The following is a 14,245-nucleotide window of genomic DNA, read 5'->3' on the forward strand; positions in this document are numbered from 1 at the left end:
GCACAATCTCAGGCCAACTTAACCGCCCGACAAACCCCTCTGACAATCATCTCCACCTCCCGCTCATCGATCGTCAGCGGTGGAAGCAGGCGAATGGTCTTGCCCCGTGTCACGTTGATCAGCAAGCCGTGATCCCGTGCGGCAATCAGGGTCAGGTCGCGGATCGGTTGGGCGAGTTCGACGCCGATCATCAAGCCCTGGCCACGGATCGCCAGAATGTTCGGGTCGTCGGCCAGTTCGATGCGTAATCTGGCGAGCAGACGTTCACCCTGAAGTTTGGCGTTTTCCAGCAGGCCTTGTTCCTCGATGATCTCCAGCACGGTGCAACCCACTCGGCACGCCAGCGGATTGCCACCGAATGTGCTGCCGTGGCTACCGGGGGTGAACAGGTCCGCGGCCCTGCCCCGGGCCAGGCAGGCACCGATGGGAACTCCGTTACCCAGGCCTTTGGCCAGGGTCATGACGTCCGGGATGATGCCTTCGTGCTGGAACGCAAACCACTGGCCGGTGCGGCCGATACCGGTCTGGATTTCGTCGAGCATCAGCAGCCAGGCATGCCGGTTGCACAGTTCGCGCACCGCTTTGAGATAACCGGGCGGCGCCATTTGCACACCGCTCTCGCCCTGAATCGGCTCCATCAGGATCGCCACGATGCGCGGGCCATGGGCTTTCTGCACCGTCTCCAGTGCCGCGAGGTCGCCGAACGGCACTTTGATGAAATCCCCCGGCAACTCGTTAAACCCCAGGCGCACCGCCGGGCCATCGCTGGCGGACAAGGTGCCGAGGGTCCGGCCGTGAAAAGCGTTTTCCATAACCACTATCAGCGGCTGCTCGATGCCTTTGTGCCAGCCATAAAGCCGTGCGAGCTTCAGGGCGGTTTCGTTGGCCTCGGCACCGGAGTTGCCGAAGAAAGCCCGTTCCATGCCCGACAGCTGAACCAGTTTCTGCGCCAGCTGCTGTTGCCAATCGATGCTGTACAGGTTGGAGGTATGCAACAGTAGCCCGGCCTGCTCGCTGATGGCCGACACGATTCGCGGATGGGAGTGCCCGACGTTAGTCACGGCCACGCCCGCCACCGCGTCCAGGTATTCACGACCCGCCTGGTCCCACAGGCGCGTGCCCAGGCCTTTGCTGAAACTCAGGGCCAAGGGTTGGTAAGTGCTCATCAGGCAGGCGGCGGTCATGACATCAAGCTCCATCAATAGTCGGTGTTTTTGCAGTATGGTTAGCCACCTGAGCTGGATAAACGCGGTAACACTTCAATCATTTTAAAGCTGAGATTGATAATGGATTTGTTCCAGGCAATGACGGTTTACGTAAGAGTGGTGGAAACCGGCAGCATGACCGCCGCCGCTTTGCAGTGCGAAATGTCCACGACCATGGTCGGCAATCACCTGCGGGCTCTGGAGCAACGCTTGGGTGTGCGTCTGCTCAACCGTACGACACGGCGTCAACGTTTGACGGAGTTCGGCACGACGTATTATCAGCGGTGTCTCGAAGTACTGGGGCTGGTGGCCGATTCCGAACGCCTGGCTGAACAGACCCTCGACGAGCCGAGCGGCACCTTGCGCATCACTGCACCGCTGACCTTCGGCACCGAACGGCTGGCACCGGCCTTGAGCGAATTCACCCTGCGTTGTCCGCAGGTCAAACTCGACGTCGTTTTGACCAACCAGCGCCTGGATCTGCTCGACAACGGTTTCGACGTCGCGATTCGCTTGGGCACTACCGAGCTGTCCAACATGATCGCTCGCCCGCTCATCGACTACACAATGACCCTGTGCGCATCGAAGGACTACCTGGCGCGTCGAGGCACACCGGAAAAACCCGCCGACCTGCAACACCATGACTGTCTGGCCTTCGCCTACCCGGCCGGCGACGACTGGCACTCGGTAGCAAAACAATGGCGCCTGAAGGGACCCGAAGGCGAAGTCATGGTGGCGGTCAGCGGACCGATGCTGATGAACAGCTCGGCGGGGCTGCATCAAGCGGCGCGAACCGGGATGGGCATCGTGATGGTGCCCGACGCATTGGTGGAACAGGACCTTCAGGACGGAAAACTGGTGGCCTTGATGCAGGACTACCAATTGCCGAGTCGACCGATGAACCTGGTGTACGCCCAGGACCGCTACCGATTGCCGAAATTGCGCAGCTTCGTCGACTTTGCACTGCAGAGGTGGGGCAAGCACTAGCCGCGGGAACACGCCATGCACTAATCTGCGCGACTGGCGAGTCACGTTGATATCAGGGCGGCAGGGAGACCGATGATGGGTGAGGCATCGAATATCGAGCCGTTGAAGTTCAATCTGGCAGATTTTAACGAAGACATGCTGCACACCATTCTGGAACTGGTCAGTGATGGCATCTGGGACTGGAACGCCAATACCGGGTTCGTCTACCGCAACCCCGGTTGGTACGAGATGCTCGGCTATTCGCCTCATTCCCTGGATAACAATGTGCTGACCTGGGAAAACGTGATCCACCCCGACGATTATTCGCGGGTCATGGCGCTGTTTGATGATTACCTGGATCAGCGTGCTCCCGGTTATCAAGCCGAGTATCGCTGCCGTATGCGCGATGGCACTTACACCTGGATCGAAGATCGCGGCTACGTGCTGGCCCGTAATGCCGATGGCTCGGTGGCGCGAATGATCGGTGCGCACCGCAGCATCGAAGACAAGAAACGCCTGTTCGAAGAGATGGAACGGCGCAATCAATCCCTCGAAGCCATCGTCGAAGAACGCACCCGGGAGTTGTCTCGGGTCAATCAGCAGTTGCAGATTCAACTCGAAGAGAACCGCAAACTGGCGGAAACCGATGTGCTGACTTCCATCGCCAATCGCTATCGACTGGAAAAAGCCCTGCCCCAGGAATGCGACCGCGCCCAACGCTTTCGCCAACCCCTGTCGCTAATCGCCATGGACATCGATGACTTCAAGAACATCAACGATCACTACGGCCACGCCTTGGGTGATGCGGCGTTGGTGCAGGTGATCGAGAGCGTGAAGCATTGTGTGCGCGAAGGCGATCTGTTGGCGCGTTGGGGGGGTGACGAATTCATCATGATCCTGCCCAATACCTCGTTGGCCGACGCCAGGTCACTCGCTGAAAGAATCCGTCATGGCCTGTCGAGCCCGCTGCCGGTCGGGGACTATCAAGTGACCATGAGTTTTGGCGTGGTGCAACGCTTTGAAGAAGAGCAACAGACCGGTTTGCTGGCCAGGGCCGATCAGGCGCTGTATCGGTCGAAGATTGCGGGCAAGAATGTGATTTCGGGATGAATACTCCCGTGCTTATCCGTGATGTGCAGCCCTCGGACGTGGAATCCGTGCGACTTTTTCTTGGCGAGAATGGCTGGGCTCACCGCACCGGCTCAGCTGAGCATTTCGCGCAGTTGATCGCTAATTCCCAACGTACAGCGCTTGCGATAAAGGACTCCCGCATCGTCGGGTTTGCCCGAGGTATCACCGACGGGTTGTCCAACGGTTATCTGTCGATGGTTGTCGTGTGCGGACAAACTCGACGTGAAGGCGTCGGTCGCGCGCTGGTTGAGCATGTCATGGGCGACAACACCGCCATTACCTGGGTTCTGCGAGCAGGCCGTGAAGGTGCTTCGGATTTCTTTTCAAAGCTGGGCTTTGAAACGTCGACCATTGCGATGGAACGCTCACGCTTGAAGTAGCCAATGCACTATTGACCAGCCTTCACCAACACCGGCTTCTCCTGATACCGATCCGGATACAACTGCTTCAACTGCGCCACCTTCGGCAGGTCATTGATCACGATGTAGGGGTAGGTCGGGTGCTCGGTCAGGAAGTCCTGATGCTCCTCCTCCGCCGGATAGAAGCCGTTGTAGGTTTCCAGTTTGGTCACGATGGGTTTATTGAACGAATGGGCGGCGTCGAGTTGCGCGATGTAGGCGTGGGCGACACGTTGCTGTTCAGCGCTTTTCAGGAAAAGCGCCGATCGATACTGGGTGCCGCGGTCCGGCCCCTGGCGGTTGAGTTCGGTGGGGTTGTGGGCCACCGAGAAATAGATCTGCAACAGGCTGCCATAGCTGACTTGAGCGGGATCGAAGGTGACTTCGACAGCCTCCGCATGACCGGTATCACCCTCGCTGACCCGCTCGTATTGAGCGGTGTCAGCGGCGCCGCCCGCGTAACCGGAGACGGCGTTCTTCACCCCTTTGACGTGTTGAAACACCCCTTGGACGCCCCAGAAGCAACCGCCCGCAAAGACCGCCGTTTCGCTATGCGCCTGGGTGGTCTCGTCGAGCGTTGGTGGGGGAATGATGACCGCCTCTTCGGCGCCTGCGAAAGAGAACGCTGCGCACTGACCGATAACACTGGCGGCGGCCAGCCCCAGCAGGGTGCGACGCCAGTTGAATAAGGTTTTCATGGGGTGTCTCCTGAATGAGTGGGGTTATCAACCAAACGTAAACGCATACGCCGACACACCCGGATCAAGGAACTCGATGCTGAACGTCCGGTCCGTCACACCTGCGCTCTGGCGTACCAGTTGATACAACCGCTGCTCGGTGACGCTGCCGCTGCCATCGGGCGCCACGTCAACACCGTGGGCATCACCTGGGGGCTTGCCGTCAATCAACACTTTGAAACGCACCGGTTTGCCGTCAGCACCGGGACCCAATACCAGATGCAGATCGCGAGCGTGGAAGCGGTAGACGATACGACTGGCCGGTGCGTTTGAAACGGCCCGCTCCGGACCGACAGTCCATTGGCCATCCAGGCTCCAGTTATTGAGGGCCAATTGTGACGGCGGGCTATAGGCCGCCACCTTGTCTGGCGCCAGATCGGTGTCAGCCACGAAATGCTCCGCCCGTCGGTAGCCGACATAGGTTTCCGGCGATTGCACTTCATTCATGTCCGGGGCGAGCTGGACACCCTCGGCACGCGCATTGATCAGCCCGTCCGCGACCTTCGCAACGCCCGCCTCACGCAGCAGTTGCTGAATCACTCGCTCCGATTCGGCGTATTTGCCTTCACCAAAGTGGTGATAACGAATACGCCCCTGAGCATCGGCAAAGTAGTGAGCCGGCCAGTATTGGTTGTTGAACGCACGCCAGACCTTATAGTCGTTATCGATTGCCACCGGGTAGGTGATGCCCAGGTCCTTCATGGCTTTGGTGACATTGCCTACATCCCGTTCAAAGGCAAACTCAGGCGTATGGACGCCGATCACCACCAGGCCCTGATCGCGATACTTCTCGGCCCAGGCCTTCACATACGGCAGGGTGCGCAGGCAGTTGATGCAGGAGTAAGTCCAGAAATCCACCAGCACAACCTTGCCCTTCAACCCTTGGGCCGTGAGAGGGGGCGAATTGAGCCATTGCACTGCGCCGTCCAGCGATGGAAGGTTGCCTTCAATCGGCAATGCGTCCGGTGTCTTCGCGGTCATTTTCATGCCATTGCCAGCGGCCATCATGCTGCCGGCGGGTTGATCGCCGGCCCGAGGAATCTGCGCCATCATCGCCCCGCTGTTGACCGGTGACTTACTGGCCAATCGGTCGACCAACGCCTGCTCGATACCGCCGGTGGATGCTGTCGAGACCCGCGCCAGAATCCCGGTATCCAGCCCCAAAGCGATCGCCGCCACACCGGCCAGCATCGCGGCCCCCAAGCCTCGACGCAGCCACTCGCCTGCGCCTATCGAGCGCTTCATCGAGGCGAAGACTTTACCGCCCAGCAGCAGTGCCGCAGCGAGAGAAGTGGCGGCACCGGCCGCGTAAGCCAGTAGCAACAAGGTGGTGGCGATGCTTGCGCCTTGTAGCGCCGCGCCAGTCAGCAGCAGGCCCAGAATTGGCCCGGCGCAGGGCGCCCAGAGCAGGCCCGTGGCGACGCCGATCAGGAACGACGCGCCGGGACGCGGCCGGGTATCGGCAGCCGCGGCTTCCGACAGACGACCGCCGGCCGCCACCAATGGACGCGTCAGGCGCTCGGCCAACCGAGGCAGCAACAGCGTCAGCCCGAACAGTGCAACGAACAGCAACGCGAGCCAGCGACCGTACTGATTGACTTGCACCACCCAACCGCCGCCCACCGCCGCCAACGAGGCGACGAGCGCGAAGGTCAGTGCCATCCCCGCCAGCAGCGGCAAGCCACTCTTCATAAACGGCTGCCCGGTGCGAGCGAAGACAAAGGGCAATACCGGCAGAATGCACGGGCTGACAATCGTCAGCACACCACCGAGATAAGCGAGAGCCAGAAGCCACATAACGTCGACCTGCATGAAGTGAGTGAAAGAAAGTGCCCATGGATCACGCCTGTGGCTTGAAGGTCAGCGCCAGGCCGTTCATGCAGTAACGCAGACCGGTGGGCTTTGGCCCGTCCTCGAAAACATGGCCCAGATGACCGCCGCAACGACGGCAGTGGACCTCTTCGCGCAGCACGCCGAAGGAGCGGTCCTGACGGGTGGCCACCGCGTTGTCCAGGGGAGCCCAGAAGCTTGGCCAACCGGTGCGACTGTCGAACTTGGTGTCGGAAGAAAACAACGGCAGCTCACAACCGGCGCAAGCAAAAACGCCCTTGCGGTGTTCGTTGTTCAGCGGGCTGCTGTAGGCCCGTTCGGTGCCCTCTTCACGCAGGATCTCGTACTGCTCGGCGCTGAGCATGGCGCGCCATTCGCTGTCGCTGTGGGTCACCTCGAAAACCTCTGCCGCACGGGCCTCATCAATCAGCGCGCCGCTTGCGGAAAATTTTGGCAATACACCGATCACCAGGGCTGCAGCCCCCAGCCCGCCGCTTGCTACGAGAAACTGTCGCCGTGAAAACATGGGCCTTCTCCAAAATTCCAGATGCCTTGCATGGAACACAGCCTAGGCTTGAGTTGATCGCCAAATCCTCACGAGGAGTTAAACAATTCGTGATAACTCAGCCTCAGGAAAACCCGCACAATGTGTTCATTGCGTCACAAAGGATTGAGCTCCATGGAACAGACCAAACGCGTCCTGGTGGTCGAGGACGACCTGCCTATCGCCGACCTTATCTGCCTGCATCTTCGCGATGAGCAGTTCGAGGTGGTGCACTGCGCCGATGGCGATGAGGGCATGCGACTGCTGCAGCAAGGAAGCTGGGACGCACTGATCCTCGACCTGATGCTGCCCGGCGTCGACGGCCTGGAAATCTGCCGCCGCGCCCGGGCCATGGCCCGCTACACACCCATCATCATCACCAGTGCGCGTTCCAGCGAAGTCCATCGAATTCTGGGCCTGGAGCTCGGTGCCGACGACTACCTGGCCAAACCCTTTTCCATGCTCGAGCTGGTGGCACGGGTCAAGGCGTTACTGCGAAGAGTCGACGCCATGGCCCGCAACCTGAAAATGGACGCTGGCAGCCTGATCACGGACGGCCTGTCCATCGACCCGATCACCCGTGAAGTCTCCCTCGATAGCCGTCGTCTTGACCTCACGCCGCGGGAGTTCGACCTGCTGTACTTCTTCGCTCGTCAGCCCGGCAAGGTCTTCTCGCGCATGGACCTGCTCAACGCGGTGTGGGGCTACAGCCATGAAGGCTACGAGCACACGGTCAACACCCACATCAATCGTCTGCGGGCCAAGATCGAGGCCGATCCGGCGCAACCGACGCGCATCCTCACGGTGTGGGGTCGTGGTTACAAATTCGCGACGAGCGGAGAACAGCCATGAGGTTGACCCTGACCCAACGCCTGTCCCTGGTGTTCGCCGTGCTGTTGCTGGTGTGCTGCGGCACCTCGGCATGGATGCAGGTGCGCTCCAACCACATGCATGAACTGGAAGTGGTGCAGGGGCTGTCGCGGGATCTGGCGCAACACATCGCCCACGACACTGTGCTGATGGACCGCAATGGCCCGATGCCCAATGCCGTGCGCGAATTGTTCAGCCAGCTGATGCTGGTCAATCCCAGTGTCGAGGTCTATTTGCTGGACACCGGGGGCCGAATTGTCGGCAGCGCCGCGCCCGAGGGCCGGATACGCCGGAAGCAGGTCGATCTGGCGCCGATCCAGCGCTTGCTCAAGGGCGAGGCCCTGCCGATTCTCGGCGACGATCCACGCAGCGTCGATGGCAGCAAGGTGTTCAGCGCCGCGCCATTGCGGGTCAACGGTCAGCCGGCCGGTTATCTGTATGTGGTGTTGCTCAGCGAAGAGCACGACCGCTTCGCCGAACGCGGTGCCACCAGCGCAGCGCTCAATACCGCGTTGTTGTCCATTGGGCTGGTGGCGTTGCTGTGCCTGATTGCCGGCCTCAGCGCATTTGCCCTGATCACCCGGCCACTGCGCCGTTTGACCGAAAAAGTCAGTCAGTTCGATATCAACGGCGTTCCGTCGGCACCGCCCGCCTCGTCCGAGCCAGAGCCGCTGGAGAAGGCCGCCAGCCACGATGAAATTGCCGTACTCGACGCCACCTTCCGGCAGATGCAGGCGCGCCTCGGTGAACAATGGCGCTCGCTCACCCGCCAGGATCAGGAGCGTCGCGAACTGGTGGCGAACATCTCCCACGACCTGCGCACACCGCTGGCCTCGCTGCACGGCTACCTGGAAACCCTGTCGCTCAAGGACGCCACGTTGTCCCCCACCGACCGCCGCCGCTATTTGGGGATCGCCCTGGATCAAAGCCGCAAGGTCGGCGGCCTGGCGCAATCGTTGCTGGAACTGGTGCGGCTGGAACACGGTTTCGTGCAACCGGTGCTGGAGCGCTTCTCCCTGACCGATCTGGTGCAGGACATCTTTCAAAAATTCGAACTCAGCGCCGAAGCGCGTCAGATCGAACTCAAGGCCACCTTCGCCCCCAACGTCGCGGTGGCCTGCGCCGATCTGGGGCTGATCGAGCGGGTGCTGACCAACCTGTTCGACAACGCCCTGCGCCACACCCCTCAGGGCGGAGAAGTCGAACTCAGCCTCCGCCCTCAAGGGGATTTTATCGAAGTCACGGTCAGCGACACCGGCCCCGGCATCGCCCCCGAACTGCGCGAAGGTCTGTTCCTGCGTCCGTTCAACATTGGCGGTGCCCGGCGCGATGGCGGACTGGGGCTGCGGATCGTGCACCGGATCCTGCAATTGCACGGTCGCGAGATTGAGCTGATCGATGTGCCCGGACGCGGCGCGACCTTTCGCTTCTCCTTGCCGGTGGATGAGCAAACGGCGGAACAGTGGGTGGTTCGTTCGATGAATATAAAATCGATGGGGAAATAGTCGACAGCGTTGCCAAAAATACTGACCAGCCGCCTGTTCATCCGTGACAACGCCGTGCAGGTCCAATAGATTAGGCGGCCTGAAAAGGCCCTGTGCTTTCTCGCCTCAATCCAAGTTAAAAGAAGTAGTGAAATTTCAATGTCCGATTCCAACACCGCTGAATCCGTAGTCACCTTGTCGTCCAAAGCGGAATACGAAAACTCCATCAATCTTTCACAGCATGTGCCTCAGGCCAAGACCATCAGCGAGATGGTCCTGGACGCTTTTCAATCCACCCGGGAAAGCGACCAGCTCCGCGAGCTGCGCGCTGCGATTCGCCAGGCTCATGACAGCTTCGACGACGACAAAGCCTACGAATTGATGGGCGAACTCAAGCAGCTGAAAGACGCCGAAGCGTCCGACATTGCCGCCCTGGAAGACCTGAGCAGCAAGTTCTCGATCAGCCGCATTCTGTCCAGCTTCAAGGACGACCCGGCGTTTCAGGAAATCGTCTATGGCCTGGCGCTGAAGGTACTGAACCAGACTCATCAGGCCATCAGCAACCCGAGCAGCGGCAAGAGCAAGACGGCTCGCGCCAAGAAAGAAGCCGAAGTGTTCACCATCAGCAAGGACGGCATCAGCGTCACGCTGCCCCTGCGCACACCGCGCTCGCGCCTGAACGTTGACCGTGAAGCGCTGGAGTTCCTGGGCTTCTCTTTCGTTGGCGAAGGCGATGAAGCCGAGCTGGAAAGCGAAACGTTCCTGGACAATGCCGGGGCCGAACAAGCGGTCAACCGCAAGAACATCATCACTGCGCTTCAGCAGCAAACCGCGTTCGACGGCTACAGCATCGCTGCGCAGTAACACGTCCCACTCGCCGTTGACTAAAAAGCCCCGCCCTGACTGTCAGGACGGGGCTTTTTGTTGCCTGAACCGACCTACTTGTAGTTACAGCGCCGAGGGGTGCAAGGCCGCGATCATATCGACTTCTATCGCGGCGTTTTTCGGCAGTTGATAAACGCCGACTGTAGTTCGGGTATGTATACCGGCGTTACCCAGCACATGAGTGAAAATATCCGACGCGCCGTTAGCCACTTCACTGAGATCAACAAAATCTTCGGTGGATTTCACATAGACCGTTATGCGAATCAGTGACTTTATTTTATCCAGTGAACCGATGGCAGCCTGCATCAGCGCGAGTCCGCGCATCGCACTGATACTGGCTGCCGCCTGGGCATAGGTCAGGCTGAGTTCCAGCCCCACTCTGCCGGGATACTGAATTTTGCCGTTCATGCGTGGCACCAGACCACTGACATACAGTTCATCGTGATGCCGAATCAACGGGGCGTAATGCCCGCCGGCGGTGTTCTCGCCATAGATGTCATAGCCAAGTTTTGTTGCCAGGGCGATGAAGCGTTGATCACAGGTCACTTGCTCAATCATTTACCGACTCTCCTCAATCAATAATGCAAATGACGTCTTCCACGATCGGTGAAGGGGGCAAACGTGATCCGCCAATCTGTAAGGCGATGGTAGAGCGTGTTGCTTGTCCTGATCAGAGCAAGTTCGTATAGAATCCAGCGAACTTTACTGCCGCAGAGACCAATAAAATGCCGGTTCAACGCGCAGTGATCGCGGCCATCGAATTCCAGCCTGGAGTGCCGCTGGTGCAGCAGATCGTCGACCAATTGTCGGTGGCGATCAGCCAGGGTGGCCTGCCTCATGGGACCAAGTTGCCACCGATTCGAGAACTCTCCGAGCTGATGAACGTGGGTAAATCCACGGTGGTCGACGCCCTCGACCGATTGCGGGCCAAAGGGCTGGTGGTCTCACGCCAGGGCTCGGGGCATTACGTCCACCGGGCAAGCCCACCGATGCAGATCGCAGCAGGCCCGAATCTGCAAGCACAGGACACGCTCAGCAGGGTCCGCCGCGCGGTGCTGCTGGACAACGGCGCGCTGCGTCCCGGTTGTGGGTTTCTGCCCGCCTCCTGGCTACCCGCCGAAGAACTGCTCAAAGCCGTGCGCGGCACTTTACGCGCCACCACGCTGCGCATGGGCGAATACGGTTCGGTCGGTGGTTATTTGCCACTGCGCGAGGCGTTGCGGGTGAAGCTGTCGACCTTTGGCATCGAGGTGCCGGTGGAGCAGATCATCACCACCGCCAACACCCTGCAGGCCATCGACCTGCTGATGCGCCTGTTGATAAAACCCGGCGACACGGTGCTGCTCGACGACCCGTGTTACTTCAACATGCACACCAACCTGGCGTTGCACGGCGCCAAGGTCATCACCATCGCCCGAGGTTGCGAAGGCCTCGATTTAGAGGCCTTCGAGCAATTGCTGATTGCCCATCGCCCCGTGCTGTATATGACCAACAGCACGCTGCACAACCCGACCGGGCATTCGTTTTCCGCCGCACAGGTTTATCGCTTGCTGGAGCTGAGTCACCGTTACAGCTTCCACATCCTTGAAGACGACCTGTATGGCGATATCCAGCAAAGACGCACCCCGCGCCTGGCGGCGAGCGGTCTGGACAATGTCAGTTACGTATCCGGTTTCTCCAAGACCCTGACCGCCAACAGCCGGGTCAGCTATACGGTGTTATCGCCGCAACTGGCCGCACGAATGATCGCCTTGAAGATGAACTGCGGCGGCGTGACGTCGGAACTGGCGGAGCAGATCATCTGCGCCATGCTCAGCAACGGCAGCTATGCCAAACATACCCGCCGCACGGTCGATCGCCTCTACGAATCGAGCAGTCGCGTGGCGAACTGGCTGGTGGAGGCTGGGTGTTCGGTGTCGTCGCTACCGGGTGAAGGTCTGTTCATCTGGACGCGCTTGCCCGAAGGACTGCATGCCGAAACCCTGGCGAGCGAAGGCCTCGAAAACAACCTGGTACTGGCGCCCGGCACCTTGCTCAGCAAAGCCACTGATGCCAGCAGCTTCTTGCGTTTCAACGTCGGTCACAGCGATAACCCACAAGTGCGCGAGCGGTTTTTCCGGTTGCTCGATAGCTGATTCTTTCTCATCAACCGAGGTGTGGCCTTCGCGAGCAAGCCCGCTCCCACATTTGACCGCATTTTCCTAAGAGAACTCGGGCGAATGTGGGAGCGGGCTTGCTCGCGAAGGGGGCGACCCGGTCCACCAGAATGCACCCAACAAAAAGCCCCGCTCTTCTCTCGAAGGCGGGGCTTTTCTTTACAGCATCCGAAGCTTAAGGCGCGTACGTCAGCAACAGCTCACTCGGCACTTTAAAATCCAGCGACATCATCACGCTCAACGCAGTAATGGTGAAGATCGAGAACACGAACAGCTTGCGCGCCCAGACCGTGTCATCCACTGCCTTGTAACCGGTCCAGGCCATGTACAACCAGTACATGCCCATGGCCGCGGCGACGGCGAGGTAGCTCATACCGGCGTAGCCGCTGAAGGTCAGCATCAAGGTCGCCACGAGGAACGCCAGGATGTAGAGCAGGATGTGCTTCTTGGCCACTTGAATCCCGCGCTTCACAGGCAACACCGGTATCGATGCGGCCAGGTAATCGTTGAAGCGGAAGATCGCGATGGCGTAGGAATGCGGCATCTGCCACAGGCTGAACATCACCAGCAACGTCAGAGCGGCCATGTCGAAGCTGTTCGTCACAGCCACGTAGCCAATCACCGGCGGCATGGCGCCCGACAGACTGCCCACCAGCGTGCCGTGAACCGACTTGCGCTTGAGGTACAGGCTGTAGAAGCCGACGTAGATGACGAAGCCGATCACCGCGAACAAAGCGGCCAACGGGTTGGCCACTTTGTACAACAGTGCAACGCCGAAAACACCCAGGACGGTCGCAAACACCAGGGCCAGCTTCAGGGAGATCAAGCCCTGAACCAGCACCCGGTTCTTGGTGCGTTCCATCTTCAAGTCGATGTCGCGGTCGATGCAGTTGTTGAACACGCAACCGGAAGCCACCACCAGGGACGTGCCGATCATCGCAGCCAGGAAAATGGCCAGATCGACATGCCCTTTGGAGGCCAGGAAAAATCCGCCTGCCACAGAAAGCACGTTACCGAAAATGATCCCCGGTTTGGTGATTTGGATAAAGTGCTTAAAGGACATCCAGACTTACCTCAGTGCGCCATCATGTTGGTGTGGATGCTGAACATGATCCACAGCGACAGGCCAACCAGCAGGACAATCACGATCGCGGCAAAAACAAACGCAATCACGTTGTTACGCTGCGCGGCGGAACGGTCCAGGTGGAGGAAGTACACCAAGTGCACCAGCACCTGGATCACTGCGAATGCCAGTACGATCCACAGGGTCACGGCTTTGGGCAGCGATGGGTACATCACCAGACCGAAAGGAATGACGGTCAGGATCACCGACAGGATGAAACCGATAGCATAGGACTTGACGCTGCCGTGGCCGGCGTCGTGGCTATCGTGGGAATGAGCGTTAGCCATTTACATAGTCCCCATCAGATAAACAACGGTGAATACGCAGATCCACACCACGTCCAGGAAGTGCCAGAACAGGCTCAGGCAGCTCAGACGGGTCTTGTTGGTCGCCGTCAGGCCGTTTTTCTGCACCTGATACATCATGATCGCCATCCAGATCAGACCGCTGGTCACGTGCAGACCGTGGGTGCCGACCAGGGTGAAGAACCCGGACAGGAAGCCTGAGCGGCTAGGGCCGAAGCCTTCGGAGATCAGTACGTGGAACTCGTTGATCTCCATGCCGATGAAGCCGGCGCCGAACAGGAAGGTCATGGCCAGCCAGCCCAGGACCTGGTTCTTCTTGCCCTTGAACAACGCCAGCATGGCGAAGCCGTAGGTGATCGAACTGAACAGCAGCAGAGCGGTTTCGCCCAGTACGTATGGCAGCTCGAAGATGTCGTGGCCCGACGGGCCACCCGCTACGTTGTTAACCAGTACCGCGTACGCCGCGAAGATCGACGCAAACAGAATGCAGTCGGTCATCAGGTAGAGCCAGAAACCGAATACGGTCATCTCGCCCGAGTCGTGGTGATGGTCATCATGCCCATGTCCATCGACATGGGTGTGTCCAGCATTGGTCACTAAGTTCGACATGG

General features: G+C 59.6%; 15 protein-coding genes. 7 read left to right on the forward strand and 8 right to left on the reverse strand.

The genetic code is table 11. The features are described from left to right. Positions 1-8: 8 nt before the first annotated feature. Positions 9-1,184: an aspartate aminotransferase family protein gene (locus ACA044_RS24980; protein ID WP_497443738.1), complete on the reverse strand. Its 1,176-nt coding sequence runs from the start codon at positions 1,182-1,184 to the stop codon at positions 9-11. Positions 1,185-1,286: 102 nt separating this feature from the next. Between ACA044_RS24980 and ACA044_RS24985 the strand changes: the two genes are divergently transcribed. The 3 genes from ACA044_RS24985 to ACA044_RS24995 all read left to right on the forward strand — a co-directional run bounded on the left by ACA044_RS24985 (position 1,287) and on the right by ACA044_RS24995 (position 3,682). Beyond that, a complete protein-coding gene (locus ACA044_RS24985; RefSeq protein WP_497443739.1) occupies positions 1,287-2,192 on the forward strand; it encodes a LysR family transcriptional regulator in 906 nt (301 codons plus the stop codon). Between the two features lie 75 nt (positions 2,193-2,267). Then, a complete protein-coding gene (locus tag ACA044_RS24990; RefSeq protein WP_497447303.1) occupies positions 2,268-3,281 on the forward strand; it encodes a sensor domain-containing diguanylate cyclase in 1,014 nt (337 codons plus the stop codon). After that, complete coding sequence (locus ACA044_RS24995) at positions 3,278-3,682, forward strand: GNAT family N-acetyltransferase (RefSeq protein ID WP_497443740.1); 405 nt, start codon at positions 3,278-3,280, stop codon at positions 3,680-3,682. The genes ACA044_RS24990 and ACA044_RS24995 overlap by 4 nt, the downstream gene beginning before the upstream one ends. 8 nt (positions 3,683-3,690) lie before the next feature. Here the strand turns inward: ACA044_RS24995 and msrA are convergent, their stop codons facing one another. Genes msrA through msrB form a run of 3 tightly spaced genes read right to left on the reverse strand, consistent with a single transcriptional unit; the run spans position 3,691 to position 6,793 of the window. After that, on the reverse strand, positions 3,691-4,398 hold the full coding sequence (gene msrA, locus ACA044_RS25000) for a peptide-methionine (S)-S-oxide reductase MsrA (protein WP_497443741.1): 708 nt from the start codon (positions 4,396-4,398) through the stop codon (positions 3,691-3,693). 27 nt (positions 4,399-4,425) lie between these two features. Further along, entirely contained in the window at positions 4,426-6,234 is a 1,809-nt protein-coding gene (locus ACA044_RS25005; RefSeq protein ID WP_497443742.1) for a cytochrome c biogenesis protein DipZ, read from the reverse strand. 43 nt (positions 6,235-6,277) lie between these two features. Further along, on the reverse strand, positions 6,278-6,793 hold the full coding sequence (gene msrB, locus ACA044_RS25010; protein ID WP_497443743.1) for a peptide-methionine (R)-S-oxide reductase MsrB: 516 nt from the start codon (positions 6,791-6,793) through the stop codon (positions 6,278-6,280). Between the two features lie 153 nt (positions 6,794-6,946). Between msrB and ACA044_RS25015 the strand changes: the two genes are divergently transcribed. From ACA044_RS25015 to ACA044_RS25025, 3 genes are all read left to right on the forward strand, one after another. After that, the gene (locus ACA044_RS25015) at positions 6,947-7,663 is read left to right on the forward strand and encodes a response regulator transcription factor (protein WP_497443744.1); all 717 of its coding nucleotides are present in this window, start codon (positions 6,947-6,949) and stop codon (positions 7,661-7,663) included. After that, positions 7,660-9,186, forward strand: coding sequence for a sensor histidine kinase (locus ACA044_RS25020; RefSeq protein ID WP_497443745.1), 1,527 nt, complete (start codon positions 7,660-7,662; stop codon positions 9,184-9,186). Before ACA044_RS25015 ends, ACA044_RS25020 begins: the two co-directional genes overlap by 4 nt. Positions 9,187-9,324: 138 nt before the next feature. Then, positions 9,325-10,029, forward strand: a complete 705-nt coding sequence (locus ACA044_RS25025; RefSeq protein WP_497443746.1) for a hypothetical protein — start codon at positions 9,325-9,327, stop codon at positions 10,027-10,029. An 84-nt stretch (positions 10,030-10,113) separates the two neighbouring features. Here ACA044_RS25025 and ACA044_RS25030 read toward each other — a convergent pair whose 3' ends face one another. Next, positions 10,114-10,608 (reverse strand): RidA family protein, encoded by a 495-nt coding sequence (locus tag ACA044_RS25030; RefSeq protein WP_497443747.1) that lies wholly within the window; start codon positions 10,606-10,608, stop codon positions 10,114-10,116. 167 nt (positions 10,609-10,775) lie between these two features. On the opposite strand from ACA044_RS25030, the gene ACA044_RS25035 reads away from it, so the two are divergent. Further along, a complete protein-coding gene (locus tag ACA044_RS25035) occupies positions 10,776-12,185 on the forward strand; it encodes an aminotransferase-like domain-containing protein (protein WP_497443748.1) in 1,410 nt (469 codons plus the stop codon). A gap of 196 nt (positions 12,186-12,381) precedes the next feature. Here ACA044_RS25035 and cyoE read toward each other — a convergent pair whose 3' ends face one another. From cyoE to ACA044_RS25050, 3 genes are read right to left on the reverse strand one after another with little or no spacing between them, the layout of a single operon-like run. Further along, on the reverse strand, positions 12,382-13,269 hold the full coding sequence (gene cyoE / locus ACA044_RS25040) for a heme o synthase (protein WP_497443749.1): 888 nt from the start codon (positions 13,267-13,269) through the stop codon (positions 12,382-12,384). An 11-nt stretch (positions 13,270-13,280) separates the two neighbouring features. Further along, on the reverse strand, positions 13,281-13,616 hold the full coding sequence (gene cyoD / locus ACA044_RS25045; protein WP_497443750.1) for a cytochrome o ubiquinol oxidase subunit IV: 336 nt from the start codon (positions 13,614-13,616) through the stop codon (positions 13,281-13,283). Continuing rightward, positions 13,617-14,243: a cytochrome o ubiquinol oxidase subunit III gene (locus tag ACA044_RS25050; RefSeq protein ID WP_008044529.1), complete on the reverse strand. Its 627-nt coding sequence runs from the start codon at positions 14,241-14,243 to the stop codon at positions 13,617-13,619. Between the last annotated feature and the right edge of the window lie 2 nt (positions 14,244-14,245).

This window comes from Pseudomonas sp. LBUM1673, assembly GCF_059695645.1.

Coding starts and splice junctions, on each gene's coding strand:
- ACA044_RS25030 (WP_497443747.1), bottom strand. CDS start 10,608: ATGATTGAGCAAGTGACCTGTGATCAACGCTTCATCGCCCTGGCAACA.
- cyoD (WP_497443750.1), bottom strand. CDS start 13,616: ATGGCTAACGCTCATTCCCACGATAGCCACGACGCCGGCCACGGCAGC.
- ACA044_RS24995 (WP_497443740.1), top strand. CDS start 3,278: ATGAATACTCCCGTGCTTATCCGTGATGTGCAGCCCTCGGACGTGGAA.
- ACA044_RS25015 (WP_497443744.1), top strand. CDS start 6,947: ATGGAACAGACCAAACGCGTCCTGGTGGTCGAGGACGACCTGCCTATC.
- ACA044_RS25025 (WP_497443746.1), top strand. CDS start 9,325: ATGTCCGATTCCAACACCGCTGAATCCGTAGTCACCTTGTCGTCCAAA.
- cyoE (WP_497443749.1), bottom strand. CDS start 13,269: ATGTCCTTTAAGCACTTTATCCAAATCACCAAACCGGGGATCATTTTC.
- msrA (WP_497443741.1), bottom strand. CDS start 4,398: ATGAAAACCTTATTCAACTGGCGTCGCACCCTGCTGGGGCTGGCCGCC.
- msrB (WP_497443743.1), bottom strand. CDS start 6,793: ATGTTTTCACGGCGACAGTTTCTCGTAGCAAGCGGCGGGCTGGGGGCT.
- ACA044_RS24985 (WP_497443739.1), top strand. CDS start 1,287: ATGGATTTGTTCCAGGCAATGACGGTTTACGTAAGAGTGGTGGAAACC.
- ACA044_RS25020 (WP_497443745.1), top strand. CDS start 7,660: ATGAGGTTGACCCTGACCCAACGCCTGTCCCTGGTGTTCGCCGTGCTG.
- ACA044_RS25035 (WP_497443748.1), top strand. CDS start 10,776: ATGCCGGTTCAACGCGCAGTGATCGCGGCCATCGAATTCCAGCCTGGA.
- ACA044_RS25050 (WP_008044529.1), bottom strand. CDS start 14,243: ATGTCGAACTTAGTGACCAATGCTGGACACACCCATGTCGATGGACAT.
- ACA044_RS24980 (WP_497443738.1), bottom strand. CDS start 1,184: ATGACCGCCGCCTGCCTGATGAGCACTTACCAACCCTTGGCCCTGAGT.
- ACA044_RS24990 (WP_497447303.1), top strand. CDS start 2,268: ATGGGTGAGGCATCGAATATCGAGCCGTTGAAGTTCAATCTGGCAGAT.
- ACA044_RS25005 (WP_497443742.1), bottom strand. CDS start 6,234: ATGTGGCTTCTGGCTCTCGCTTATCTCGGTGGTGTGCTGACGATTGTC.